The organism is Mesorhizobium sp. M4B.F.Ca.ET.214.01.1.1 (assembly GCF_004791545.1).
In the GTDB taxonomy this organism is placed as follows: Bacteria; Pseudomonadota; Alphaproteobacteria; order Rhizobiales; family Rhizobiaceae; genus Mesorhizobium; species Mesorhizobium abyssinicae.
On record NZ_SRUX01000012.1, the window covers coordinates 97,870 to 121,740 of the forward strand.

At 64.4% G+C, this 23,871-nt stretch carries 25 protein-coding genes; 13 read left to right on the forward strand and 12 right to left on the reverse strand.

Features of this window, described 5'->3' with window-relative positions:
* Positions 1 to 25: 25 nt before the first annotated feature.
* Positions 26 to 2,812: a DNA gyrase subunit A gene (gene gyrA / locus EN857_RS23050; protein WP_127391933.1), complete on the reverse strand. Its 2,787-nt coding sequence runs from the start codon at positions 2,810 to 2,812 to the stop codon at positions 26 to 28.
* A 243-nt stretch (positions 2,813 to 3,055) separates the two neighbouring features.
* Positions 3,056 to 3,886, reverse strand: coding sequence for an AraC family transcriptional regulator (locus EN857_RS23055; RefSeq protein WP_127391934.1), 831 nt, complete (start codon positions 3,884 to 3,886; stop codon positions 3,056 to 3,058).
* An 86-nt stretch (positions 3,887 to 3,972) separates the two neighbouring features.
* Here EN857_RS23055 and EN857_RS23060 point away from each other — a divergent pair, with 86 nt between their 5' ends.
* The 3 genes from EN857_RS23060 (at position 3,973) to EN857_RS23070 (ending at position 5,636) form a co-directional block, all read left to right on the forward strand.
* The gene (locus EN857_RS23060) at positions 3,973 to 4,503 is read left to right on the forward strand and encodes a hypothetical protein (RefSeq protein ID WP_127391935.1); all 531 of its coding nucleotides are present in this window, start codon (positions 3,973 to 3,975) and stop codon (positions 4,501 to 4,503) included.
* A gap of 32 nt (positions 4,504 to 4,535) precedes the next feature.
* Complete coding sequence (locus tag EN857_RS23065) at positions 4,536 to 4,913, forward strand: VOC family protein (RefSeq protein ID WP_127391936.1); 378 nt, start codon at positions 4,536 to 4,538, stop codon at positions 4,911 to 4,913.
* Positions 4,914 to 5,006: 93 nt separating this feature from the next.
* Complete coding sequence (locus EN857_RS23070; protein ID WP_135859266.1) at positions 5,007 to 5,636, forward strand: MarC family protein; 630 nt, start codon at positions 5,007 to 5,009, stop codon at positions 5,634 to 5,636.
* A 21-nt stretch (positions 5,637 to 5,657) separates the two neighbouring features.
* On the opposite strand, the gene EN857_RS23075 is transcribed toward EN857_RS23070, so the two are convergent.
* The 3 genes from EN857_RS23075 to ssb are packed head-to-tail and all read right to left on the reverse strand — an operon-like array spanning position 5,658 to position 7,073.
* Positions 5,658 to 6,083, reverse strand: a complete 426-nt coding sequence (locus tag EN857_RS23075) for an OsmC family protein (protein ID WP_127394362.1) — start codon at positions 6,081 to 6,083, stop codon at positions 5,658 to 5,660.
* Positions 6,084 to 6,113: 30 nt separating this feature from the next.
* Complete coding sequence (locus EN857_RS23080) at positions 6,114 to 6,512, reverse strand: DUF2306 domain-containing protein (protein ID WP_127285643.1); 399 nt, start codon at positions 6,510 to 6,512, stop codon at positions 6,114 to 6,116.
* A gap of 36 nt (positions 6,513 to 6,548) precedes the next feature.
* Entirely contained in the window at positions 6,549 to 7,073 is a 525-nt protein-coding gene (gene ssb, locus EN857_RS23085; protein WP_127285644.1) for a single-stranded DNA-binding protein, read from the reverse strand.
* A gap of 209 nt (positions 7,074 to 7,282) precedes the next feature.
* Between ssb and EN857_RS23090 the strand changes: the two genes are divergently transcribed.
* The 9 genes from EN857_RS23090 (at position 7,283) to EN857_RS23130 (ending at position 15,741) form a co-directional block, all read left to right on the forward strand.
* Positions 7,283 to 7,672 (forward strand): cupin domain-containing protein, encoded by a 390-nt coding sequence (locus EN857_RS23090; protein ID WP_348627108.1) that lies wholly within the window; start codon positions 7,283 to 7,285, stop codon positions 7,670 to 7,672.
* 43 nt (positions 7,673 to 7,715) lie between these two features.
* Positions 7,716 to 8,030 (forward strand): metalloregulator ArsR/SmtB family transcription factor, encoded by a 315-nt coding sequence (locus EN857_RS23095; protein ID WP_127285645.1) that lies wholly within the window; start codon positions 7,716 to 7,718, stop codon positions 8,028 to 8,030.
* Positions 8,027 to 8,491 (forward strand): SRPBCC domain-containing protein, encoded by a 465-nt coding sequence (locus tag EN857_RS23100; RefSeq protein WP_127285646.1) that lies wholly within the window; start codon positions 8,027 to 8,029, stop codon positions 8,489 to 8,491. The genes EN857_RS23095 and EN857_RS23100 overlap by 4 nt, the downstream gene beginning before the upstream one ends.
* Positions 8,492 to 8,507: 16 nt before the next feature.
* Positions 8,508 to 9,113, forward strand: coding sequence for an ATP-dependent Clp protease proteolytic subunit (locus EN857_RS23105; RefSeq protein ID WP_135859265.1), 606 nt, complete (start codon positions 8,508 to 8,510; stop codon positions 9,111 to 9,113).
* A 73-nt stretch (positions 9,114 to 9,186) separates the two neighbouring features.
* Complete coding sequence (locus EN857_RS23110; protein ID WP_127285648.1) at positions 9,187 to 9,465, forward strand: hypothetical protein; 279 nt, start codon at positions 9,187 to 9,189, stop codon at positions 9,463 to 9,465.
* A 756-nt stretch (positions 9,466 to 10,221) separates the two neighbouring features.
* On the forward strand, positions 10,222 to 13,143 hold the full coding sequence (gene uvrA, locus EN857_RS23115; RefSeq protein WP_128346749.1) for an excinuclease ABC subunit UvrA: 2,922 nt from the start codon (positions 10,222 to 10,224) through the stop codon (positions 13,141 to 13,143).
* A gap of 33 nt (positions 13,144 to 13,176) precedes the next feature.
* Positions 13,177 to 13,641, forward strand: coding sequence for a GNAT family N-acetyltransferase (locus EN857_RS23120; protein WP_127394167.1), 465 nt, complete (start codon positions 13,177 to 13,179; stop codon positions 13,639 to 13,641).
* A gap of 28 nt (positions 13,642 to 13,669) precedes the next feature.
* Positions 13,670 to 14,476, forward strand: a complete 807-nt coding sequence (locus EN857_RS23125; protein WP_127394166.1) for a DUF72 domain-containing protein — start codon at positions 13,670 to 13,672, stop codon at positions 14,474 to 14,476.
* Positions 14,477 to 14,589: 113 nt separating this feature from the next.
* The gene (locus EN857_RS23130; protein ID WP_128346750.1) at positions 14,590 to 15,741 is read left to right on the forward strand and encodes a GGDEF domain-containing protein; all 1,152 of its coding nucleotides are present in this window, start codon (positions 14,590 to 14,592) and stop codon (positions 15,739 to 15,741) included.
* Between the two features lie 19 nt (positions 15,742 to 15,760).
* Here the strand turns inward: EN857_RS23130 and EN857_RS23135 are convergent, their stop codons facing one another.
* The 6 genes from EN857_RS23135 to urtA form a co-directional block, all read right to left on the reverse strand.
* Positions 15,761 to 15,934: a hypothetical protein gene (locus EN857_RS23135; protein WP_127284540.1), complete on the reverse strand. Its 174-nt coding sequence runs from the start codon at positions 15,932 to 15,934 to the stop codon at positions 15,761 to 15,763.
* A gap of 424 nt (positions 15,935 to 16,358) precedes the next feature.
* A complete protein-coding gene (urtE, locus tag EN857_RS23140) occupies positions 16,359 to 17,054 on the reverse strand; it encodes an urea ABC transporter ATP-binding subunit UrtE (protein WP_128275646.1) in 696 nt (231 codons plus the stop codon).
* A 70-nt stretch (positions 17,055 to 17,124) separates the two neighbouring features.
* The gene (urtD, locus tag EN857_RS23145) at positions 17,125 to 17,871 is read right to left on the reverse strand and encodes an urea ABC transporter ATP-binding protein UrtD (protein WP_127392692.1); all 747 of its coding nucleotides are present in this window, start codon (positions 17,869 to 17,871) and stop codon (positions 17,125 to 17,127) included.
* A 6-nt stretch (positions 17,872 to 17,877) separates the two neighbouring features.
* Complete coding sequence (urtC, locus tag EN857_RS23150) at positions 17,878 to 19,101, reverse strand: urea ABC transporter permease subunit UrtC (RefSeq protein ID WP_127392693.1); 1,224 nt, start codon at positions 19,099 to 19,101, stop codon at positions 17,878 to 17,880.
* Positions 19,098 to 20,714, reverse strand: coding sequence for an urea ABC transporter permease subunit UrtB (urtB, locus tag EN857_RS23155; RefSeq protein WP_135859264.1), 1,617 nt, complete (start codon positions 20,712 to 20,714; stop codon positions 19,098 to 19,100). Before urtB ends, urtC begins: the two co-directional genes overlap by 4 nt.
* 192 nt (positions 20,715 to 20,906) lie before the next feature.
* Positions 20,907 to 22,214, reverse strand: coding sequence for an urea ABC transporter substrate-binding protein (gene urtA / locus EN857_RS23160; protein ID WP_127284535.1), 1,308 nt, complete (start codon positions 22,212 to 22,214; stop codon positions 20,907 to 20,909).
* 292 nt (positions 22,215 to 22,506) lie between these two features.
* On the opposite strand from urtA, the gene EN857_RS23165 reads away from it, so the two are divergent.
* Positions 22,507 to 22,902 (forward strand): hypothetical protein, encoded by a 396-nt coding sequence (locus EN857_RS23165; protein ID WP_127392695.1) that lies wholly within the window; start codon positions 22,507 to 22,509, stop codon positions 22,900 to 22,902.
* Between the two features lie 63 nt (positions 22,903 to 22,965).
* On the opposite strand, the gene EN857_RS23170 is transcribed toward EN857_RS23165, so the two are convergent.
* Entirely contained in the window at positions 22,966 to 23,673 is a 708-nt protein-coding gene (locus tag EN857_RS23170) for a DeoD-type purine-nucleoside phosphorylase (protein WP_127284533.1), read from the reverse strand.
* Between the last annotated feature and the right edge of the window lie 198 nt (positions 23,674 to 23,871).

Genomic DNA, 23,871 nt, shown 5'->3' on the forward strand with positions numbered 1-23,871 from the left:
CTGGCCGGCGTTGCCGTTTTAAGGCCTATTCGGCGGTATCGGGAGCGGCGTCCGTGGCGTCCGTCTCGCCTTCGGCGCTCTCTTCCTCGTCCGATTGCGGTTCTGAAATCCGCTCCACCGAGACGACCTTCTCGCCCTCGGCCGTGTTGAAGATGGTGACGCCCTTGGTGGCGCGGCTGGCAAAACGGATGCCGAAGACCGGAACGCGTATGACCGTGCCGCCATCCGAAACCAGCATGATCTGGTCATCATTGCCGACCGGGAAGGTCGCCACGAGCTGGCCGATCTCGGCCACCTTCGACACGTCGGTGGCGCGGATGCCCTTGCCGCCGCGCCCGGTCAGGCGGAAGTCGTAGGACGACGACCGCTTGCCATAGCCATATTCCGTCACCGTCAGCACGAAGCGCTCGTGCTCCTTGAGGAATTCGTAGCGTTCGTCGGAAAGCTCCGCCTCCTCGCCGATCTCCTCGTTGGTCAGCGCGATCTCTTCTTCCTCGCCGGCCACACCGGCTGCAAGCCGCCGCTCCGCCGCCGCCCGCTTGAGATAGGCGGCGCGCTCGGCCGGCGATGCGTCGACATTCTCAATCACCGACATGGAGATGACGCGGTCGGTGTCGGCCATGGCAATGCCGCGCACGCCGACAGAATTGCGGCTCTGGAAGACGCGCACGTCGCTGACCGGAAAGCGGATGCACTGGCCCGAATTCGCGGTCAAAAGCACATCGTCATTGTCGGTGCAGGTCTCGACGCCGAGGATCTCGTCGCCCTCCTCCTCCAGCTTCATGGCGATCTTGCCGTTGCGGTTGACCTGGACGAAGTCGGACAGCTTGTTCCTGCGCACGGTGCCGCGCGTGGTGGCGAACATCACGTCGAGCTCGCCCCAGCTCGCCTCGTCCTCGGGCAGCGGCATGATGGTGGTGATGCGCTCGCCCTGCTCCAGCGGCAGCATGTTGATCAGCGCCTTGCCGCGCGACTGTGGGTTGCCGATCGGCAGGCGCCACACCTTTTCCTTGTAGACGATGCCGCGCGAGGAGAAGAACAGCACCGGGGTGTGCGTGTTGGCGACGAACAGCCGGGTGACGAAATCCTCGTCCTTGGTCGACATGCCGGAGCGGCCCTTGCCGCCGCGGCGCTGCGCCCGGTAGAGCGACAGCGGCACGCGCTTGATGTAGCCGGAATGGCTGACGGTGACGACCATGTCCTCGCGCTGGATCAGGTCCTCGTCTTCCATGTCCGCGCCGCCGTCCGAGAGCTCGGTGCGGCGCGGTGTGCCGAACTCGTCGCGAACCGCGATCAGCTCGTCCTTGACGATCTGCTGGATGCGTGCGCGAGACGACAAAATATCAAGATAATCAATGATTTCCGCACCAATCGTGTTCAACTCGTCGGCGATCTCGTCACGACCGAGCGCGGTCAGGCGCTGCAGGCGCAATTCGAGGATGGCGCGTGCCTGTTCCTCGGAGAGGTTGTAGGTGCCGTCCTCGTTGATGCGATGGCGTGGGTCGTCGATCAGCAGGATCAACGACTCGACGTCGCCGGAGGGCCAGCGCCGCTCCATCAACTGCTCGCGCGCCGTCTGCGGATCGGGCGCGGTGCGGATCAGCTTGATCACCTCGTCGATGTTGGCGACGGCGATGGCCAAGCCGACCAGGACGTGGGCGCGTTCGCGCGCCTTGCGCAACAGATACTTGGTGCGGCGGCTGATCACCTCCTCGCGGAAGCTGACGAAGGCCTTCAGCATGTCGATCAGCGTCATCACTTCCGGCTTGCCGCCGTTCAGCGCCACCATGTTGGCGCCGAAGGAGGTCTGCAGCGGCGTGAAGCGATAGAGCTGGTTGAGGATGACGTCGGCGACGGCGTCGCGCTTCAGCTCGACGACGACGCGGTAGCCCTGGCGGTCGCTCTCGTCGCGAATGTCGGAAATGCCTTCGATGCGCTTGTCGCGCACCAGCTCGGCCATCTTCTCGATCATCGAGGCCTTGTTCACCTGATAGGGAATCTCGGTGATGACGATCGATTCACGGTCATTGCCGCGGGCCTCGATGTTGACGCGGCCGCGCATGACGATGGAGCCGCGCCCCGTCGAATAGGCGCTGTAGATGCCGGAACGGCCAAGCACGATGCCGCCGGTCGGGAAATCCGGCCCGGGCACGATCTCCATCAGCGCCGGCAGGTCGATGGCCGGATTGTCGATGAGGGCGATGGCGCCGTTGCAGACTTCGCCGAGATTGTGCGGCGGGATGTTGGTGGCCATGCCGACGGCGATGCCGCCGGAACCGTTGACCAGCAGATTGGGAAAGCGCGCCGGCAGCACCTTCGGCTCGCTGCCCGACGCATCGTAAGTGTCCTGGAAATCGACGGTTTCCTTGTCGATATCCTCCAGCAATTCATGCGCGACCTTGGTCAGACGCGACTCGGTGTAGCGCATGGCCGCCGGCGGATCGCCGTCGATCGAGCCGAAATTGCCCTGCCCGTCGATCAGCGGCACGCGCAGCGACCAGTCCTGCGCCATGCGCACGAGGGCGTCATAGATCGAGGCGTCGCCATGCGGGTGGTATTTACCCATCACATCGGCGACCGGGCGCGCCGACTTCACATATTTGCGGTTCCAGTGGTAGCCGCTCTCATGCGAAGCGTAGAGGATGCGGCGATGCACCGGCTTCAGGCCGTCGCGCACGTCGGGCAGCGCGCGGCTGACGATCACGCTCATGGCGTAATCGAGATAGGAGCGCTGCATCTCCTCGATGATCGAAATCGGCTCGATGCCGTTGGGGCCGCCGTCCGGCCCGCGCGGTGTCTTCTGGTCGGTCAAATCAGGTCACAATCCAGTCGGGAATCACTTGCTGCTTATATAGGAAGCGGCGCCGAAACTCCAATCTTCATGGCGCTTTTCCAGAGACAATTTTGACGGCAATTTCAAAAGGATACCGCTGATTGCGACGATATGGCCACGGCGCGTTTTGCAGCCGCCGCGGCTGGTTCGCAACCGATCGCCTCATCGAGCGGGAACCGCAAATACGCTGAACCGGCCCCGTTGGCGGCCTTGCGGGTGTCCTCAGCGGCGGCCCGTTCGGCCCGCGCGGTAGGCGCCGGGCGCTTCTCCCATCTCGCGCCGGAAGCGGCGGTTGAAAGTCGACAGGTCGTTGAAGCCGGCGTCGAAGGCGATCGTCGAGATCGCCGTGTCGGAGGTTCGCAGCCGCACGGCGGCCCTGTGCAGCCTGGTCCTGAGCAGGAACTGGTAAGGCGTCATCCCGGCCACCTGTCGGAAGGTGCGCAGGAAATGATAGGGGCTGGTCGCCGCGCTGCTGGCGAGGTCGCAGAGCGACAGCGGGCGGCCTGCATCGAGTTCGATCAGCCGCACCGCCTCGGCGACGCGTTTCTGGTCGCGCCGGCCCGGCGCGCGGCCGGCATCGGCGGCATCCGAACTCGCCGTGACCACCGCCCCGGCGATGCGCAGGCCGATTTCCTCGAATGCATCGGTATCGCCTGTCTCCCGCGCGGCCTCCGCTTCAGCAAGCAGCGGCGCGAGCGCCGGCAAGGGCGGCAGGCGCGGGCCGGTGAAGCCAAGCCGCCTGGCGCCAGGCACGCCGGCAACAACGCGTTCCATGTAGGCCGGCGAAAAATGGAAGGAGAGGCAGCGGTCGCCGGCGCCGTGCTCATGCCCGCACTCATAGCAGGTGTCAGGATTGCCGAGCAGGATCGCGCCGGGCGCCAGCATCGCCGTGCCTTCGCGCGTCCGGTAGCGGAAAGTGCCCTCGGTCACCGCGGCGACACAAAAGCCGCGATGCTCCTCCTCGAATGGGCTGTCGCCCGCGCCGGCGGTGCATATGACGTCCGACACCTGCCAGCCTTGCCCGAAGGCAATTTCCTTGTCGCGTGTCGTCATGGCCGGAAAGATAGCAATTTTCCCCAAGCGCAGAACCGTGTCCGGCCGTTATTGCTCGTCCTCTCCTGACAAACGAGGCAGCAGTCATGACCGATCCCTTCACCGAGGCCCTGCACAGCGACGGCCCAAACGCCGACCTAGCCGAAAAGCTGGAGCTCTATGGCCGCTTCGTCGGCGCCTGGACGTTCGACGCCACGCGCCATCTCGAAGATGGCACGGTTCTTACCGGGCGTGGCGAGGTGCATTTCGGCTGGGTTCTGGAGGGCAAGGCGATCCAGGATGTGTGGATCCTGCCCGCGCGCAAAACTGGTGTGCAGACATCCCTCGGCGCGTGGACGTTCTACGGCACGACGCTGCGCGTCTACGATCCCGGGGTCGATGCCTGGCACATCTTCTGGAGCGATCCCCGTAACCAATACTACAGCCGGCAACTCGGCCGCGCCGAGGGCGATACGATCGTGCAGATCGGCGCCGATGGCTCCGGCGCGTCGGTGCGTTGGAGCTTTTCGCGCATCACCGAGAATTCGTTCCGCTGGCTCGGCGAGCGCTCGCCTGACGGCGGCGCCACCTGGCGGCTCGAGGTCGAATTCCTCGCCCGCCGCACGACTCAAGGCTGATCGGCCAACTTATTGCAAAAACGGAGAAAACGATGCTTGACCACATCTCGCTCGGCGTTCGCGACGCGACTGTCTCGAAGCGCTTCTACGATGCCGTGCTGCAACCGCTCGGCTATAGCTGTCTCAGCCAGTCGCCCGGCTCGCTCGGCTATGGCGCCGATGCGGTGGCGCTCTGGGTGAATGAAGCGGCGCGGCCGGTTTCGGCCGACACGGAGTCCGGCCTGCATTTCTGTTTCGCCGCGCCGACGCGCAAGAGCGTCGATGCCTTCCATGCGGCTGCGTTGCGTGAGGGCGGCGGCGACAATGGCCCGCCTGGCCTGCGCGCCGCCTATGGCGACAACTACTATGCCGCCTTCGTCATAGACCCTGACGGGTACCGGCTTGAGGCTTACTGCGGCAAAGCCGAATAGCCGGCTGAAATCCCCTCCTTCCTGTTCCCACCGCTTCCGCTTTGCTCTACCAATTGGCGAGCTTGGGCTTCGCCCGGCAGGAGGGGACCAGCGATGCCGAGCTTCGACAGCCTGTTCAACGCCTTCGTCACCATACTGGTGACCATCGACCCGCCGGGGCTGGCGCCGCTCTTCCTCGCCGTGACGCGCGGCATGAACCGCGAGGAGCGCCAGCAGGTTTCGGTGCGCGCCTCGGTGATCGGCTTTCTGGTGATGGCGCTGTTCGCGGTTGCCGGCGCGTCGATCCTGTCGGTGTTCGGCATCACGCTGCCGGCCTTCCGCGTCGCCGGCGGTTTCCTGCTCTTCTTCATCGCCTTCGAAATGGTGTTCGAGCGCCGGCAGGACCGCAAGGAGAAGATCGGCGACGTCGCCATCACCAAGGATATGATCCACAACATCGCCGCCTTCCCGTTGGCGATCCCGCTGATCGCCGGCCCCGGCGCGATCTCGGCTACGGTGCTGCTGTCGGGACACTTCGACGGGTTCGCGGCGCAGGCGGCGCTGGTCGGCATCATCTTCGTCTGCCTCGCCATCACCTATCTGGTGTTCGTGCTGGCGGAGCGCATCGACCGCATCCTCGGCCAGACCGGCCGCTCCATCCTGACGCGCCTGCTCGGCGTCATCCTAGCGGCGCTGGCGGTGCAGTTTGTCGCCGACGGGATCAAGGCGCTGATGGCTGCTTGAGCCGTACCCTACTGCCTACCCCTATTTCGCCGCCGTATCGACGACCTCGAAATCGTGGGTGACGGTGGCCGTCTTGGCCATCATGGCGGTGGCGGAGCAATATTTTTCGATCGAGAGGTCGATCGCCCGCTTGACCTTGTCATGCGAGAGCCCGCGGCCCTTGACGATGAAATGCATGTGGATGCGGGTGAAGACCCTGGGCTCCTTCTCGGCCCGGTCGGCGTCGAGCTCGACGACGCAATCCTCGATCGCCTCGCGGCCTTTTTCGAGAATGTGGACGACATCGTAGGCCGAGCAGCCGCCGGTGCCGATCAGCACCAGCTCCATCGGGCTCGGCCCCGGCGTTTTGCCCTCCGGGCCGGACGCTGTTCCCAGGACAACCTTGTGGCCGCTGCCGGACTCACCGACGAAGGTGCGTTCCTCGACCCATTTGACGCGTGCTTTCACGGCATTTTTCCTTGCGAGGCCTTGGCCAGCCTATTGACCGAACATGACCGTGTGCATGATCCGGCCAGGCAGCAGCGTGAAGATGCCTGCGCCGATCAAGGCGAAGACATAGAGCTTGATCATAGCGCCGCGATGCGCGGCGACGCGATGGGTGTGCGCATACCACACCGCCAGCGGCGCGGTGACCAGCACCAGGATCGACAGCAGATGGATCGGACTGAACGGGCCGATCAGGCGGATCTGCTGGATCCAGAAACTCGAGACGGCGATGACCAGCATCAGCGCCGCCCAGGCATAGCCCATCACGCGGTGGCTCGGCGTGCCTTTCGGCAGCGCCAGCTGCGCGCCGCCAATCGCCAGGGCGGCAAGGGCCGCGAATGCATGCCACGGAATGGGAGGGGGCGCGGATAGCAATGGTCCGAGCGACATCTCCCCTCCTCAATGCCGGTTGCGTAGTCCTGGCGCTCAGAACGGGATCTCGTCGTCGAGTTCGCGCGACGCACCGCCGCCGCCACCCCTGGAGCCGCCACCACCGCCGCCGCGGCTGAAGCTGTCGTTCGGGCCGGACTGGCCGAAATCCGAGCCGCGGCTGCTGTTGCCGCCACCGGCATAGCTGCCGACCTGGCCGCCGCCCTCGCCGCGCGCGTCGAGCATCTGCAACTCACCGCGGAATTTCTGCAGCACGACCTCGGTCGTGTAGCGGTCATTGCCGGTCTGGTCCTGCCATTTGCGCGTCTGCAACTGGCCCTCGACATAGACCTTCATGCCCTTCTTCAGATACTGCTCGGCCACCTTGGCGATCTGGTCGTTGAAGATGACGACGTTGTGCCACTCGGTCTTTTCCTTGCGCTCGCCGGAATTCTTGTCGCGCCAGCTTTCCGAGGTGGCGATGCGGATGTTGACGACCGGCTCACCCGAGTTCAGGCGGCGGATTTCCGGGTCCGCCCCGAGATTGCCGACCAGAATGACCTTGTTGATGCTACCCGCCATCGTACTTCTCCGCGCTCATCCGAAACAAATTTTTGACGCTGCACCTTACAGCTTGCGGGCAATCGCCGCCCGTCGTGACTGGCTTTTCCCACAAGGTTTTTGTTCTCTTTTCGTTCTAGGATGTGGGCGACGCGCTGTCAATGGTTGTCAGCAGCATGTAGTGTTCCGGCCCGGAATTTCCACGTGATCGGGAATGGATGGAGTGCCAGGTGAATTCGATCGCACATGGGGACCAGCCGCGCGAACAGTGGCGCGCCGGTGTCGAGACACGCATGCACGTCTCGGCCAGAAATGGCGCCGCGCAGCTTTGCATCTTTGAGCAGTGGGTCGAACCCACGGTCGGCGCCCCGACGCATTGGCATTCGGTCGAGGAAGTGCTCACCGTCATCGCCGGCACGGCCGAGATGTGGATCGACGACGAGCACAGCGTGCTCACCGCAGGACAGTCTCTCATCATCCCTGCGCACAGGAAGCACGGCTTCCGCAATGTCGGCAACGAACCGCTTCACATCCATGCGGTGCTCGCTTCGCCGATCTTCGAAGCGACGTTCGACGGGCCGGCCGGACTGGTGAGACGCTGGCTTGCTGACGGTTCGTAAACAGCGCTTGCCAAATCAATAAGTATCGACTTATGCTTCAGCCATGATCGAGGCAGAGATTTTCCGCGCGCTGGCCGACCCGACGCGCCGCGCCGTCTACGAGCGGCTCGCCGCCAGCGAGATGACCGTGTCGGAGCTGCGCACCGGCATGACGGTATCGCAACCGGCGGTTTCCCAGCACCTGGCGGTGCTGCGCGGCGCCGGCCTGGTGGTCGAACGGCGCGCCGGCCGCAACGCCTATTACCGCGCCGACCCGCAAGGTCTCGAGCCGCTGCTCGGCTGGATCGAACGCTACCGCGCGTTCTGGCCGGAACGCATCGAGAAACTGAAGACAGTTCTGAAGGGAATGGACCAATGACGGAACGTCCTCCTGCCGAAGCGCCGCTCGACTTCGAATGCGAGCTTGCCGATCCGCCGGAGAAGGTCTGGCGCGCGCTGACCGAACCGGAACTGCTGGCGGCCTGGATGATGCCGAACGACATCACGCCTGAAGTGGGCAGCCGTTTCGCCTTTGCCGGACCCGAGGCGCCGATCGAATGCGAAGTCCTTGAAGCCGAGCCTGGACGACTGCTGCGCTATTCGTGGCGCGAGCGGCCCGGTGCCGACGATGCAGACAAGCTTCCAGCATTGGACAGCATCGTCACCTTCACGCTTGCCCGCACGGTTTCCGGCGGCACGCATCTGCGCATCGTCCATGACGGCTTCGCCCGCACACCCGCCGTCGTCATGGCTGGCGCCGGCTGCCGGCTCGCTTTCAACGCGCAAGGCGCAGGACGCGCGATCGCGGCGAATGCGCCGCTGTTGCGGCGCGCGGCCTGAGCAAGGGAGAAACGAGATGAGCGGGCTTGCCAATCTGGTGCCGATGGTGATCGAGCAGTCGAGCCGCGGCGAACGCGCCTTCGACATCTTCTCGCGGCTGCTGCGCGAGCGCATCATCTTCATCAACGGAGAGATCAACGACGGCATGTCGGCGCTGGTCTGCGCGCAGCTCCTGTCGCTGGAGTCCGACAATCCCGACAAGGAGATATCGCTCTACATCAACTCGCCTGGCGGGGTGGTGACCAGCGGCTTCGCCATCTACGACACGATGCGCTACATCTCCTGCCCCGTGTCGACCGTGTGCATGGGCTTTGCCGCCTCGATGGCGTCCTTCCTGCTGATGGCGGGCGAGCCGGGGCGCCGCATCGCGCTGCCCAACTCCAGCATCGTGCTGCATCAGCCGCTGGGCGGCTTCCAGGGCCAGGCTTCCGAAATCCAGCGTCACGCCGAAGGCATCATGCGCACCAAGCGGCGCATGACCGAGCTCTATGCGCATCATTGCGGCCGGACCTACGAGGAGGTCGAGCGCACGCTCGACCGCGACTATTTCATGACTGCCGAGGAGGCGAAGGCCTGGGGCCTCGTCGACCATGTCTACGACACCCGCAAGAAGGCCGCGTGAAGGAATGCCGGCGCGCGGCAATTTGATCGCGTGCGATCTGGCATCGCTGCCGTGCCGACCCTATAGTCCGGCAATGATTGGCAAGCATTCTTCCACACTCCTGGGAATCGTGGCGGTCGCGTGCGTGTTGGCGGGCGCCGCCGTCGCCGATGACAGCGCGACGCAGAAGGGCGCGCTGCCCGGCGTCAGCAGCGACTATCGCATCGCCAAGCCTGCCCCGCAGCCCGAACCCGACGACGCGCTGCCCGCCGGCGGCAACGGCCAGTTCAAGATCGGCGATACCGACGTCAGGATTTCCGGCAGCATAACCATCGACATGGCGACGGGCGGGATCAGGCCGCCGGGCCACTAGCCGGCTACCGTCCGGGCGCTTCGCTGCCTAGACTGCGATTCCAATGTTTCCAATGGCAATGGGGTGTAGCGTGCTTGCACAAACGAACAGCCCCGCCGTTGCTTCCGCAAAACGGACGGGGCTTTTCTGGATTTGAAATCCAAACTTGCCGGGAGTGTTCTGCCGGCGTTTGATTTCGGATGCATCGCGGCATTCAGCCGACGATCCGACTATCGTCTCTAATTGTGAGGATTCGACAGGTCACGGTTTGTCGGGCTGACGCTCACGCCTGCCCTGGCACTTATGCCCGCCGCGGCTCCATCTTGGTGTGGAGCCTCAAGGGACTGTCCGGTGGCGTCATGCTCCGCTCCTGGGTCCGTTGCGACAATTGTCGTCCAGAGCGCAAATCGCAAAACCTGCGGCGTCTCGCAGGCCACCTTTGGGCGGCGAGGCCATCGAAAGACAGCCGGCTCCGTTGGACCTGTGGACACTGCTCCCCTCGCTCGGAGACGTCAACCATCGAATAGCCGGTTACCGAAAAATGTGATCGCCGGGAGGTTACGTCCAGGTCAAGTCGAGACCGGATTTCCACACCGCTTTGTCAGGAGCGTGTTCGGCCTTTGTTCTTTCCGCTTGCTCGCCCGCGCGAAAGACGCTTAAACGCTTTTGTCGAGAATTGTGGCGTCTCTCGACGTGGCGGGAAAATTACCTACATAGGGGATGGCCGGGAGAAACCCGCCGATCCCACGAATTCCAGACCTGAGGCGGCGACCGGCGATGGCCGACCATAAATACCTTTCCATTCGCGGGGCGCGCGAACACAATCTGAAGAACGTCGATCTCGACCTGCCGCGTGACAGCCTTATCGTCATGACCGGCCTGTCAGGGTCCGGCAAGTCGTCGCTCGCCTTCGACACGATCTATGCCGAAGGCCAGCGCCGCTACGTCGAGAGCCTGTCGGCCTATGCGCGCCAGTTCCTGGAAATGATGCAGAAGCCTGATGTCGACCAGATCGACGGGCTGTCTCCCGCCATCTCCATCGAACAGAAGACGACGTCGAAAAATCCGCGCTCGACGGTCGGCACCGTCACCGAGATCTACGACTACATGCGCCTCCTGTTCGCGCGCGTCGGCGTTCCCTATTCGCCGGCCACCGGCCTGCCGATCGAGAGCCAGACGGTCAGCCAAATGGTCGACCGGGTGCTGGCGCTCGAGGAAGGCACGCGCCTGTTCCTGCTGGCGCCGATCGTGCGCGGCCGCAAGGGCGAGTACCGCAAGGAACTCCTGGAGCTGCAGAAGAAGGGTTTCCAGCGCGTCAAGGTCGACGGCGTCTTCTACGAGATCGCCGACGTGCCGGCGCTGGACAAGAAGTACAAGCACGACATCGACGTGGTCGTCGACCGCATTGTCGTGCGCGGCGACCTGGCGACGCGACTTGCCGATTCCATGGAGACGGCGCTTAAGCTCGCCGAGGGCCTGGCCGTCGCCGAATTCGCCGACAGGCCGCTCGACGCCAGCCTGACCGGTGAGGACTCGGTCAACAAGTCGAAGAACGAGACGCATGAGCGCATCCTGTTCTCGGAGAAATTCGCCTGCCCGGTTTCGGGCTTCACCATTCCGGAGATCGAGCCCAGGCTGTTCTCCTTCAACAATCCGTTCGGCGCCTGCCCGACCTGCGACGGTCTCGGCAGCCAGCGCGCCATCGACGCCAATCTGGTGGTGCCCGACGAGAACCTTTCGCTGCGCGACGGCGCCGTCAGCCCGTGGGCGAAGTCGACCTCGCCCTATTACGCGCAGACGCTGGAAGCGCTGGGCAAGGCCTATGGCTTCAAGCTCGGCGACAAGTTCAAGGATCTTTCCGCCGCGGCGCAGGAAGCCATCCTGCACGGCACCGGCGAGCGCGAGATCACCTTCCAGTATGATGACGGTCTGCGCTCCTACAAGACGACCAAGACCTTCGAGGGCGTCATCCCCAATCTCGACCGGCGCTGGAAGGAGACCGAATCCGCCTGGATGCGCGAGGAGATCGAGCGCTTCATGTCGGCGACCCCCTGCCCCTCCTGCGGCGGCTACCGGCTGAAGCCGGAGGCGCTGGCGGTGAAGATCGCGGGAAAACACATCGGCGAAGTGACCGAGCAGTCGATCCGCAATGCCGACCAGTGGTTCACCGATCTGCCGGCGCAGCTGAACGACAAGCAGAACGAGATTGCGGTGCGCGTGCTCAAGGAGATCCGCGAGCGGCTGCGCTTCCTCAACGATGTCGGCCTCGACTATCTGACGCTTTCGCGCAATTCCGGCACGCTGTCGGGCGGCGAGAGCCAGCGCATCCGGCTCGCGTCGCAGATCGGCTCGGGCCTCACCGGCGTGCTCTATGTGCTGGACGAGCCGTCGATCGGCCTGCACCAGCGCGACAATGCACGCCTGCTCGACACGCTGAAGCACCTGCGCGACATCGGCAACACAGTGATCGTGGTCGAGCATGACGAGGACGCGATCCTGCATGCCGATTATGTCGTCGATATCGGTCCGGCCGCAGGCATCCACGGCGGCGAGATCATCGCGCAAGGCACACCGCAGCAGATCATGGCGACCCCCGCCTCGATCACCGGCAAATACCTGTCGGGCGAGCTCGAAGTGGCCACACCTGGCGTGCGCCGCGAGGCGAAGAAGAATCGGCGTATCAAGGTCGTCGGCGCGCGCGGCAACAATCTGAAGAACGTTACCGCCGAGATCCCGCTCGGCACCTTCACTGCCGTGACCGGCGTGTCCGGCGGCGGCAAGTCGACCTTCCTGATCGAGACACTGTTCAAGGCGGCCTCGCGCCGCATCATGGGCTCGCGCGAGCATCCGGCCGAGCATGACCGCATCGAGGGGCTGGAGTTCCTCGACAAGGTCATCGACATCGACCAGTCGCCGATCGGGCGCACGCCGCGTTCCAATCCCGCCACCTATACCGGCGCCTTCACGCCGATCCGCGACTGGTTCGCCGGGCTGCCCGAGGCCAAGGCGCGCGGCTATCAGCCGGGACGCTTCTCGTTCAACGTCAAGGGCGGCCGCTGCGAGGCCTGCCAGGGCGATGGCGTCATCAAGATCGAGATGCACTTCCTGCCCGATGTCTACGTCACCTGCGACGTCTGCCACGGCAAGCGTTACAACCGCGAGACGCTCGACGTGCTGTTCAAGGGCAAGTCGATCGCCGACGTGCTCGACATGACGGTCGAGGAAGGCGTCGACTTCTTCGCTGCCGTGCCCGGCGTGCGCGACAAGCTGGAGACGCTGAAGCAGGTCGGTCTCGGCTACATCCATATCGGCCAGCAGGCGACGACCCTGTCGGGCGGCGAGGCGCAGCGCATCAAGCTGGCCAAGGAACTGTCGCGCAAGGCGACAGGCAAGACGCTCTACATCCTCGACGAGCCGACCACCGGCCTGCATTTCCACGACGTCGCCAAGCTGCTCGAAGTGCTGCACGAACTGGTCGACCAGGGCAACACGGTGGTGGTCATCGAGCACAATCTCGAGGTCATCAAGACCGCCGACTGGGTGCTCGACCTCGGCCCCGAAGGCGGCGACGGCGGCGGCGAACTGGTCGCCTCCGGCACGCCGGAAGCGATCGTGCGCGAGAAGCGCAGCTACACCGGCCAGTTCCTCAAGGAGCTGCTGGAGCGGCGCCCCGGAGGCAAGCGCGAAGCGGCGGAGTGAGTGCGCAATCGTCAGTGCCTGGAGAGCGTTTGAATGACAATCACAAAGGCGCTTGCGGCGGATCTCCCCGCGGTCGTTTCGCTGACCACCGCCGCCTACGCGCCCTACACCGCGCTGCTCGGCGCGCCACCCATGCCGGTGACGGAAGACTATGCGCCGCGCATCGGGCGCGGCGAGGTCTGGCTGCTGGAGAGCGGTGCTGAGCTTGCCGGGCTGATCGTGCTCGAGCGCCATGCCGACCATGTCATGATCTTCAGCGTGGCCGTGTCGCCTGCGTTTCAAGGCAGAGGTCTCGGCATCAAACTGCTCAAGTTCGCCGACGAACAGACACGGTCATGGGGTCTGCCGGAAGTGCGGCTCTACACCAATTCGCGGATGGAGCGAAACATCGCGCTCTATACGGCCTATGGTTTCCGGGAAACGGGTCGCCGGGCACACCCCTACCGGCCAGGATGGATTGTGGTCGACATGGCCAAGCCGGTCGGCCAAGCCGCCTGATAGCTCTTTTGAAACTGGGAGGATGACAATGGCCAGCCAAGGAACGATCCGCTCGGGCATGGGCGGCTGGACGTTCGAGCCGTGGGACACGTCCTTCTATCCGGACAAGCTGTCCAAGGCCAAGCAGCTCCAATACGCCAGCCGGCAGGTGCCGAGCATCGAGGTCAACGGCACCTTCTATTCCAGCTTCAAGGAGCCGACCTTTGTGAAATGGGCAAACGAGGCGCCGGACGGTTTCGTCTATTCGCTGAAAGGCAACCGCTTCGTCACCAACCGGCGCGTGCTGGGCGAGGCCGGCGAGTCGATGATGCGTTTCCTCGGCTCCGGCGTCGCCGCGCTCGGCGACAAGCTCGGCCCGATCCTGTGGCAGTTCGCGCCGACGAAGAAATTCGACGCGGATGATTTCGAAGCCTTCTTGAAGCTGCTCCCCGAGAAGCAGGACGGCGTCGCGCTGCGCCACGCGCTGGAAGTCCGCCACGACAGCTTCATCGTGCCGGAATTCGCGGCGCTTGCGCGCAAGTACAAGGCGGCGATCGTCTATGCCGACCATGCCAAATATCCGGCTATCGCCGACGTCACCGGCGATTTCGTCTATGCGCGCCTGCAGACCGGCAGCGACGACAATCCCGACTGCTACACGCCGAAAGGGTTGGATGAGTGGGCGACGCGGGTAAAGACCTGGGCGGAAGGCAAGCAGCCGGCCGACCTGCCGCGCGTCGATCCCAAAATCGACGCGCCGGTCAAGCCGCGCGACGTGTTCGCCTATTTCATCACCGAGGGCAAGGTGCGCGCACCGTTCGGCGCCATGGCGCTGATGAAGCGCGTGACCGGCTGACGCGGCAAAATCTCGGTATCTTCGCGGATATCGTAACGGTATCGACACTTCCTTGCGGCACTAATAGCCGACGCCAGAGCAGACTCTGGCGCCGCCGCCGGCAAGGACAGGGCATGCTGCTCGACTACAATTCAATGCTGCTGGCGGTCGGCTTTTCCGCCGCCTGCCTCAGCATGACGTTGTTCGGCACATGGCTGACCGCCCGCTCCGACAGGTTTCTTCTGACCTGGGCCATCAGCGTGCTGCTGATCGTCGGCGAGGTGTTTGTCTATGACGCTTATATCGAATCCCCTGGGCCTGTCCTTGGCGTTCTGACGCTGGCACTTCTGCTGCTCGGCTTTTCGGTGATGCTGGGTGCCGCCCACCAGTTCAGGACAGGGCGCTCGCCATTGCCGCGCGTCCTGGTGGGCGCCGGCATTTCGCTCGCTTTGGCGCTGCCGCCCATGGCGCTCGGCTATGACGGGCTTGGCTTCATGCTGGAGAATTTCCTTGCCGGCCTGCTGCTGTTCGCGACGGCGCATGAATACTGGCGCGGGCGGGAGGAAGCGCCTGCGCCGCTGCAGGGTGTCGCCCTGCTCTATTCGCTGACCGCGGCTTCGTTCGTGCTGTGCGCGGCGGTGCTGGCCTGGGACGGCAGGCTGGTGCTCGGCCACGCGCCGAGCAACTGGGCCGAGGATCTCAGCCTCATCATCGTCATCGCCTCGATGACCGGCATCGGCGGGCTGTCGCTGGCGCTGAACCAGGGGCGGCTGGCGCAGCATCACCGGCGCAATGCGCTCACCGATCCGCTGACCGGCCTGCTCAACCGGCGCGCGCTGTTCGACCTGCATGGCGAGGCGCCCGTCGGCGCTTTCATGGCGGTGGTGGTGTTCGACCTCGACGGCTTCAAGGCGATCAACGACGAATTCGGCCATGCCGCCGGCGACGCGGTGCTGAAAGTATTCGCCGAGGAACTCGCCGCCAATCTTCAGCCAACCGATGCCGCCGCGCGCCTTGGCGGCGAGGAATTCGCGCTGGTGCTCAAGCGCACCTTGCCGGAAAAGGTGGAGTTCGCCGCCGAGCGCATCCGCGCATCGTTCGCGGCGCGCCGCATCGAAACCGAGACGCGCCCGCTGTCCTGCACCGTCAGCGCCGGCTACGCCTTCGGCAGCCAGGACGGCACCAGCTTCGACAAGGTGCTGAGCGCCGCCGACAAGGCGCTTTATGCCGCCAAGCGGAGCGGCCGCAACCGCGTGCTTGCCGCGACGCTGCGGCGCGCGAGCTAGCGCCCGGCCTGCCTTCGCTTCAGTGCGCCATCACCTCGTTGTAGGCATCGAGGTCGACGTAGAAAACCTTGGTCATTTCACCAATCAGCTCGTCCGGATCGTAGCCCTGCGACCTCAGGATGTTGATGGCGGTGATGATGTCGACGCGCTCGGTGAGGCGTCGCTTCTGGTAGTCCTCCACAAAACGATCCATCGCCTTTCCCCTGGCAAGAGTCTTTTGGACGCATTGACCGACAATCACTGCGGGGAAGCTAGGCCTGCTTGCTTGCGTGGAACTTGCCGGCTGGGCCCGCGCCTTCCCCCTCATTCGCGACTGGTACGGAAAGCGGCCGACTCACCAAGGCCAAGAAAAGACTAGCATGCGGCATTAAACGCGCCAGAGCTGCCGAACACTTCGTCATCCTTGGGCGCAGCGACGCGAAGCGGAGCGAAGACGCTAGGATCCATGCCGTTACTTGGAAGCGCCACTAACGGCGCAGAATTGGGAATGGTTGGGGCGCTGAGCAATCATTCTATTCTGTACCGCTGCACCATTCGGCAGAGGTAACGGCATGGACCCTGGGGTCTGCGCCGCGTCGCTTCGCTCCTTGCTCCGCCCAAGGATGACGAAAAGGCAGCTACACCGTCAGGAACTTCCGAACATCCGCGCGGTCGAGATCTTCGGCCGGGCCGGTGTGGACGATCTGGCCGCGGTCCATGATGTTGACCTCGTCGGCGAGCTCGCGGCAGAAGTCGAGATATTGCTCGACGAGCAGCACGGCAATGCCGGCCTGGTCGCGCAGGTAACGGATGGCGCGGCCGATGTCCTTGATGATCGAGGGCTGGATGCCTTCGGTCGGCTCGTCGAGCACCAGCAGCTTCGGCCGCATCACCAGCGCCCGGCCGATGGCGAGCTGCTGCTGCTGGCCACCGGAGAGATCGCCGCCGCGCCGGCCGAGCATCTGCTTCAACACCGGAAACAGCTCGAAGACGTGCGCTGGAATGTTGCGGTCGGCGCGTTTCAGCGGCGCGAAGCCGGTCTCCAGATTCTCGCGTACCGTCAGCAGCGGGAAGACCTCCCTGCCCTGCGGCACGAATGCGATGCCCGACCGGGCGCGGTCATACGCCGCGCTCCGGTCGAGCGCCTTCCCCTCGAAGGCAACGCTTCCGCTCGTCAGCCTGTGGTGGCCGACGATCGATCTCATCAAACTGGTCTTGCCGACGCCGTTGCGGCCGAGCACGCAAGTGATCTTGCCGGCGCCGGCCTTCAGCGAAACGCCGCGCAGCGCCTGGGCGGCGCCGTAGTGCAGCGTGGCATTGGAGACTTCGAGCATGGTCAGCGTCTCCTCCAACGCTTGAGGAAGGCAAGGTCGAAACGATGGAAGGGAACCCGCCAGACCATGCTCAGCGCCCCAGATAGACTTCGACGACACGCTCGTCGGCCGAGACGAAATCGAGCGTGCCTTCCGACAGAACCGAGCCCTCGTGCAGGCAGGTGACCTTGACGCCGAGCTCGCGCACGAAATGCATGTCGTGCTCGACGACGATGACCGAATGGTCGCGGGCGATATCCTTGAGCAGGCGCGCCGTCTCCACGGTTTCGGCATCGGTCATGCCGGCGACCGGCTCGTCGACCAGCAGCAGTTTCGGGTCCTGCGCCAGCAGCATGCCGATCTCCAGCCATTGCTTCTGGCCGTGGCTGAGATTGGCGGCGAGCTCGTCGCGCTTGTCGCCCAGACGGATGATGCCGAGGATGTCGTCGATGCGCCGCACGTCCGCCGTCGAGCGGCGATGGAACAGCGCCGGGAAGATCGAACGCGGCCCCTTCAGCGCCAGCATCAGATTCTCTTCGATGGTGTGGCTCTCGAAGACGGTCGGCTTCTGGAATTTTCGGCCGATGCCCATCATGGCGATCTCGGCCTCGTCATGCCGGGTGAGATCGACCTGGCCGTGGAAAAAGACCTCGCCCTCATCCGGCCGCGTCTTGCCGGTGACGATATCCATCATCGTCGTCTTGCCGGCGCCGTTGGGGCCGATGATCGCCCGCATCTCGCCCTTGTCGAGCACCAGCGACAGATTGTTGATGGCGCGGAAGCCGTCGAAGGAGACCGAGACGCCGTCGAGATAGAGGATGGTGTGCGACTTGCTCATGATCGGTCACTCCGCCGGCTGCGGTTCGGGGCCGGAGGCCGACCATGAGCCCGGCGTCCTTGCGGCGCTGCGTACGATCTTCGGCTGCGGCTCCTGCGGATCGCTGCCGGCTTCCGCGGCGAGCGAGGCCGCGCGCAGTGCCCTGGCCTTGCCGCGCCAGCTGTCCCACATGCCGACGATGCCCTTGGGCAGCAGCAGGGTGACGGCGACGAACAGTCCGCCCAGCGCGAACAGCCAGAATTCGGGCAGCACGCCGGTGAACCAGGATTTGCCGGCATTGACGAGCAGGGCGCCGACGATCGGGCCGAGAATGGTGCCGCGACCGCCGACGGCCGCCCAGATCACCACCTCGATCGAGTTGGACGGCTCGAACTCGCCGGGATTGATGATGCCGACCTGCGGCACATACAGCGCGCCGGCGATGCCGGCCATGATCGCTGACACGGTGAAGGCGAACAGCTTGACGTTCTCGGCCCGCCAGCCAAGGAAGCGGGTGCGGCTCTCGGCATCGCGCACCGCCATAAGGAGCTTGCCGTACTTTGAACGCACGATCGCCGAGGTCAGCAGAACGGCGAGCGCAAGCGTCATGGCGCTGGCCGCGAACAGGGCCGAGCGCGTCGCATCGGCCTGCACGTTGAAGCCGAGAATGTCCTTGAAGTCGGTCAGGCCGTTGTTGCCGCCGAAACCCATGTCGTTGCGGAAGAACGCGAGCAGCAGCGCATAGGTCATAGCCTGGGTGATGATCGAGAGGTAGACGCCGGTGACGCGGCTGCGGAAGGCGAACCAGCCGAAGACGAAGGCGAGCAGGCCGGGCACGGCAAGCACCATCAGCGCTGCGAACCAGAAATGGTCGAAGCCGTACCAGAACCAGGGCAGTTCCTTGTAGTTCAGGAACACCATGAAGTCCGGCAGGATGGGGTTGCCGTAGACGCCGCGCGAGCCGATCTGGCGCATCAGGTACATGCCCATCGCATAGCCGCCGAGCGCGAAGAAGGCGCCATGGCCGAGCGAGAGGATGCCGCAATAGCCCCAGACGAGATCGAGCGCCAAGGCAAGCAGCGCGTAGCAGAGATATTTGCCGACCAGCGCGACGATATAGGACGGCACGTAGAAGGCGCTTGCCGGCGAAACGGCGAGGTTGAGCAACGGCACGAGGACCGCCGCCGCGAGCAGGATGAGAACCGTGATGGCGATGCGGCGGTCGCCGCCGAAGAGGCGTTGCGCGATCATGCTTCCACCGCCCGGCCCTTGAGCGCGAACAGGCCGCGCGGGCGCTTCTGGATGAACAGGATGATCAGCACCAGCACGACGATCTTGCCGAGCACGGCGCCGGCATAGGGCTCGAGGAACTTGTTGACGATGCCGAGCGAGAAGGCGCCGACCAGCGTGCCCCACAGATTGCCGACGCCGCCGAAGACGACGACCATGAAGCTGTCGATGATGTAGCCGCGGCCGAGATTGGGCGAGACGTTGTCGATCTGGCTGAGCGCGACGCCGGCGATGCCGGCGATGCCCGAGCCGAGCGCGAAGGTCAGCGCGTCGACCCAGGGCGTCCTGATGCCCATGGAAGCTGCCATGCGGCGGTTGGCGGTGACTGCGCGCATGCGCAGACCCCAGGGCGTGCGCTTCATGACGTAGAGCAGCACGCCGAACACCAGGAGCGCGAAGACCAGGATCCACAGCCGGTTCCAGGTGATGGCCAGCTGGCCGATGTCGAACGAGCCCGACATCCAGGACGGATTGCCGACCTCCTGGTTGGTCGGCCCGAAAATGGTCCGCACCGCCTGCTGCAGGATCAGCGAGACTCCCCAGGTCGCAAGCAGCGTCTCCAGCGGCCGGCCGTAGAGGAAGCGGATGACGCCGCGCTCGATGGCGAGGCCGACGAATGCGGCAACCAGGAAGGCAAGCGGCAGCGCGATGACCAGCGACCAGTCGAACAGGCCGGGGAACGAGGTGCGGATCACCTGCTGGACGACGAAGGTGGTGTAGGCGCCGAGCATCACCATCTCGCCATGCGCCATGTTGATGACGCCCATGACGCCGAAGGTGATGGCAAGGCCGATGGCCGCGAGCAGCAACACCGAACCCAGCGAAATTCCGTACCAGATGTTCTGGCCGGCATCCCACAGCGCCAGCGTCGAATTGATGGTGGCGATCGCGGACGATGCAGCGTCCTTGACCGCGCCCTGGGAGTTCGCCTCGACCGAGGTGAGCAGCGAAACCGCGTCGCGGTCGCCGCGCGCGGCAATCAGGGCGATCGCTGAGAGCTTGTCGGCCTCGGGCCTGTCGGAAACCAGGAGCGACGCCGCGCGGGCCTGTTCGAACAGGGCTTTGACGCTTGCATCCGTTTCAGCAGCGATGGCCGCATCGAGCGGCTCGATGTTCGCCGCGTCGGGCGTCTTGAACATGGTAGCGGCAGCGGCGATGCGCACGGCCGGGTCCGTGGCGCGCAGCGTCAGCGTGCCGAGCGCATCGCGGATGACGCGTCGCAAGCCGTTGTTGACCTTGATCTTGGTGAGGTCGGTCTTGGCCGCCGAGGCTGCTTTCTCGCCGCTCAGCGGATCGAGCAGGTCGATGCCGTCGCCGGCGTCCTTGCCGACGAAGACCTGGGAGTCGGCCTTGCGGATATAGAGATTGCCGTCGGCGAGCGCTGAAAGCGGCGGCTCGACCGCGGGATCGCTGGTGGCTGCAAGCTCGCGCACCACGGCCTCGGTGGCGGAGAAATTCGCGGCGGTAGCGAATTTGGCGATGACGGCGCGAAGATCGGCTTCGGCGGCGCTGGACGGCAACAGGCTTGCCATCACCAGCAGCAGCGTCAGGCCAATCGCGCGGATCAGGATCATCGGTTCAGGTCGCTCCCAGAGGGATTGAGCTTGGTGTCCGGGCGGGCTGGAGGTCGAGCCCGCCCGGCTGCGGTCCTGGTCGCGGAGAGGCCCGCGACCAATCAGACCCGGGAGGTTACGGGCCAAGGTCCGGACCAGGCCATGGGCCTGGCGGCACAGACCTGGCCATGGGCCTGGCGGCCCAGACCTGGATCAGTTGGTTCCCTTGCCGCCGCACTTGCCGGTGGCAACGTTGAAGTTGCCGCAGGCCAGAGGCGCGCGCCAATCTGAGATCAGGTCCTTGGAGTCAGGCAGGTAGTCCGACCATTCGTCGCCCATCACGAGGCCAGGCGTCTGCGAGACGGTCTCGAACTGGCCGTCGGCCTGGATCTCGCCGATCAGCACCGGCTTGGTGATGTGATGGTTCGGCATCATGGTCGAATAGCCGCCGGTCAGGTTCGGCACCGAGACGCCGACCATGGCGTCGATGACCTTGTCCGGATCGGTGGTGCCGGCCTTCTCGACCGCCTTCACCCACATGTTGAAGCCGATATAGTGGGCTTCCATCGGGTCGTTGGTGGTGCGCTTGTCGTTCTTGATGAACTTGTGCCAGTCGTCGATGAACTTCTTGTTCTCGGGCGTGTCGATGCTCTCGAAATAGTTCCACGCGGCGAGATGGCCGACCAGCGGACCGGTGTCGAGACCGGCCAGTTCCTCCTCGCCGACCGAGAAGGCCATGACCGGGATGTCCTCGGCCTTTATGCCCTGGTTGCCGAGTTCCTTGTAGAACGGCACGTTGGCGTCGCCGTTGACGGTCGAGACGACGGCGGTCTTCTTGCCGGCCGAGCCGAATTTCTTGATCGCCGAGACCTCGGTCTGCCAGTCGGAGAAGCCGAATGGCGTGTAGTTGACCATGATGTCCTCGGCCGGTACGCCCTTCGCCTTCAGATAGGCTTCGAGGATCTTGTTGGTGGTGCGCGGATACACGTAGTCGGTGCCTTCCAGCACCCAGCGCTTCACCGAGCCGCCGTCCTCGCTCATCAGGTAGTCGACGGCCGGAATGGCCTGCTGGTTCGGAGCGGCACCGGTGTAGAAGACGTTGCGCTCGCTCTCCTCGCCCTCATACTGGACGGGATAGAACAGGATGTTGTCGAGTTCCGAGAACACCGGCAGCACGGACTTGCGCGAAACAGAGGTCCAGCAGCCGAACACGGCCGCGACCTTGTCCTTGGAGATCAGTTCGCGCGCCTTTTCGGCGAACAGCGGCCAGTTGGAGGCCGGATCGACGACGACGGCCTCGAGCTTCTTGCCGAGCAGGCCGCCCTTGGCGTTCTGCTCCTCGATCAGCATCAGCATGACGTCCTTCAGCGTCGTCTCCGAAATCGCCATGGTCCCCGACAGCGAATGGAGGATGCCGACCTTGATCGTGTCGTCGGCCGCCTTGGCAGGCGCCGTCAGCAGGCCGGCCGCGAGAACGCCGGCCGAAAACATTTTTGTTATTGTCGAGAAATTACCCCTCATATTGCACACTCCCAAGCTGGTTGTTTTGCATCGCAACATAGCTATGCAACCACCATGCCAAACAGCGAAGCGGCACTGGAAATGTCGAAATACCCCAATCTTATCAGCTTGTTACGATATTAGTCGTCAAACATGTAATGGTTTGCCAAAGACCCGAATGCGGCAAAATTGCGCAATGCTGCCTATCTTTTGCCCATATTAGTCTGGTGCTCAAAAATTGGGCCTTGCGACATACGGCAAGTTGCGGCGCGGCGCCAAAATAGGGCAAGGTCCGCTTGAACCGAGCCATGCCATGATTTCCCGTATCTCCAGCATTTTCAGCGTCGTGCTTCTGTTAGCCGTGACGGGGGCAGCCCGCGCCGACTTCACCGAGGGCAAGATGCCCGACGGGATCTACCGTTGCGAGGTCTACCTGCTCGGCGCCTTCCTCAACCTCGGCGACATCACCATCAAGGGCAATGTTTACAGCGGTCCGGTGACCTTCGGCGCCGCACCGCAAGGCTACAACTATCAGATGAATGCCAATGGCGAGATCAGCTGGCTCGGTCCGCTGGGCGGCTATACGAGCGGTGGCAACTCCGTTTCGATGACGCAGGCGACGCTGGAGGGCCCGGATGGTCCGTCCTTCGACATCATCATGAAGCAGCCCGACGGAGCCTTCACGGCCTCGACCTGCACCAGGGGGTGAACCTGCCCTATCCGCCGAAGAGAGCACCGGCAGCCGTTCGCAAGAACGTGAGGCGGCAGGCGTTCAGCTTTCCGCGGCGACTTCGAGCGCCAGCCGCGTCATGTCGGTGAACAGTTCCTGGCGCTCGGAATAGTCGGTCTGCTCGCCATTGGTGACATGATCGACCACGTTTAGCAGCGACAGCGCTCGCGCGCCAAAATGGGCCGAAATGCGGTAGAGGGCGCTGGTCTCCATATCGACGGCGAGCGCTCCCAAGGCCATGGCTTCGGCATAGCGGGCGCGGCCCTTCGGATGATAGAAAATATCGCTGCAGATGGTCAGCCCCGCCCGGTGCTCGATGCCAAGCGTCTCGGCCCGCTGCAATGCCCGGGCAAGCAGCGCCGGATCGGGACCGGCAGCGGCGTAGAGTCCGAAGACCTGGCCGCTGTCGGCATTCTCGGCGCGGACCGATTGCGAGACCACCAGGCCGCGCAGCGGCACCTCGGCGCTCAGGCCGCCACAAGTGCCGGTTCGGATCAGCGTCTTGACGCCGTGGAAGTCGAGAAGCTCATGGGCGTAAATCAGGAAGGACGAGACGCCGATGCCGGTCGACTGGATGCTGACCGGCTTGCCCCGGTACCGGCCGGTGAAGCCCAGCGCGCCCCTGCGGCGATTGACGCAGCGCGGCGCCTCGAGAAAAGTCTCAGCCATCCATTCGGCGCGCTCCGGGTCGCCCGGCAGCAGCACCGTTTCGGCAAAATCACCCTTTTCCGCTTCGTTGTGCGGCGTCACGGCATCTACCCCAATTCCCCGCCGCGTTTGTCACCGCAATCATGGCGATCTCGCGCCGATGCGCAAGCCGCGATTGCAAAGCTCCAGTGGCCGGACTCACTGGTTATGAGCGGACGGATCGCTCTCCGGCGCCGCCACCTGTAAACGGCATGGCGCGGGCGTCTGTGCGCTTGATCACATTCAGTCCGCCGTTTTGAT

Coding starts and splice junctions, on each gene's coding strand:
- EN857_RS23065 (WP_127391936.1), top strand. CDS start 4,536: ATGCTTGACCACATCTCGCTCGGCGTTCGCGACGCGACTGTCTCGAAG.
- urtD (WP_127392692.1), bottom strand. CDS start 17,871: ATGAGCAAGTCGCACACCATCCTCTATCTCGACGGCGTCTCGGTCTCC.
- EN857_RS23095 (WP_127285645.1), top strand. CDS start 7,716: ATGATCGAGGCAGAGATTTTCCGCGCGCTGGCCGACCCGACGCGCCGC.
- EN857_RS23135 (WP_127284540.1), bottom strand. CDS start 15,934: ATGGATCGTTTTGTGGAGGACTACCAGAAGCGACGCCTCACCGAGCGC.
- EN857_RS23100 (WP_127285646.1), top strand. CDS start 8,027: ATGACGGAACGTCCTCCTGCCGAAGCGCCGCTCGACTTCGAATGCGAG.
- ssb (WP_127285644.1), bottom strand. CDS start 7,073: ATGGCGGGTAGCATCAACAAGGTCATTCTGGTCGGCAATCTCGGGGCG.
- EN857_RS23130 (WP_128346750.1), top strand. CDS start 14,590: ATGCTGCTCGACTACAATTCAATGCTGCTGGCGGTCGGCTTTTCCGCC.
- urtB (WP_135859264.1), bottom strand. CDS start 20,714: ATGATCCTGATCCGCGCGATTGGCCTGACGCTGCTGCTGGTGATGGCA.
- urtC (WP_127392693.1), bottom strand. CDS start 19,101: ATGATCGCGCAACGCCTCTTCGGCGGCGACCGCCGCATCGCCATCACG.
- uvrA (WP_128346749.1), top strand. CDS start 10,222: ATGGCCGACCATAAATACCTTTCCATTCGCGGGGCGCGCGAACACAAT.
- EN857_RS23080 (WP_127285643.1), bottom strand. CDS start 6,512: ATGTCGCTCGGACCATTGCTATCCGCGCCCCCTCCCATTCCGTGGCAT.
- EN857_RS23060 (WP_127391935.1), top strand. CDS start 3,973: ATGACCGATCCCTTCACCGAGGCCCTGCACAGCGACGGCCCAAACGCC.
- EN857_RS23105 (WP_135859265.1), top strand. CDS start 8,508: ATGAGCGGGCTTGCCAATCTGGTGCCGATGGTGATCGAGCAGTCGAGC.
- EN857_RS23055 (WP_127391934.1), bottom strand. CDS start 3,886: ATGACGACACGCGACAAGGAAATTGCCTTCGGGCAAGGCTGGCAGGTG.
- EN857_RS23165 (WP_127392695.1), top strand. CDS start 22,507: ATGATTTCCCGTATCTCCAGCATTTTCAGCGTCGTGCTTCTGTTAGCC.
- urtA (WP_127284535.1), bottom strand. CDS start 22,214: ATGAGGGGTAATTTCTCGACAATAACAAAAATGTTTTCGGCCGGCGTT.
- EN857_RS23125 (WP_127394166.1), top strand. CDS start 13,670: ATGGCCAGCCAAGGAACGATCCGCTCGGGCATGGGCGGCTGGACGTTC.
- EN857_RS23110 (WP_127285648.1), top strand. CDS start 9,187: ATGATTGGCAAGCATTCTTCCACACTCCTGGGAATCGTGGCGGTCGCG.
- EN857_RS23120 (WP_127394167.1), top strand. CDS start 13,177: ATGACAATCACAAAGGCGCTTGCGGCGGATCTCCCCGCGGTCGTTTCG.
- EN857_RS23070 (WP_135859266.1), top strand. CDS start 5,007: ATGCCGAGCTTCGACAGCCTGTTCAACGCCTTCGTCACCATACTGGTG.
- urtE (WP_128275646.1), bottom strand. CDS start 17,054: ATGCTCGAAGTCTCCAATGCCACGCTGCACTACGGCGCCGCCCAGGCG.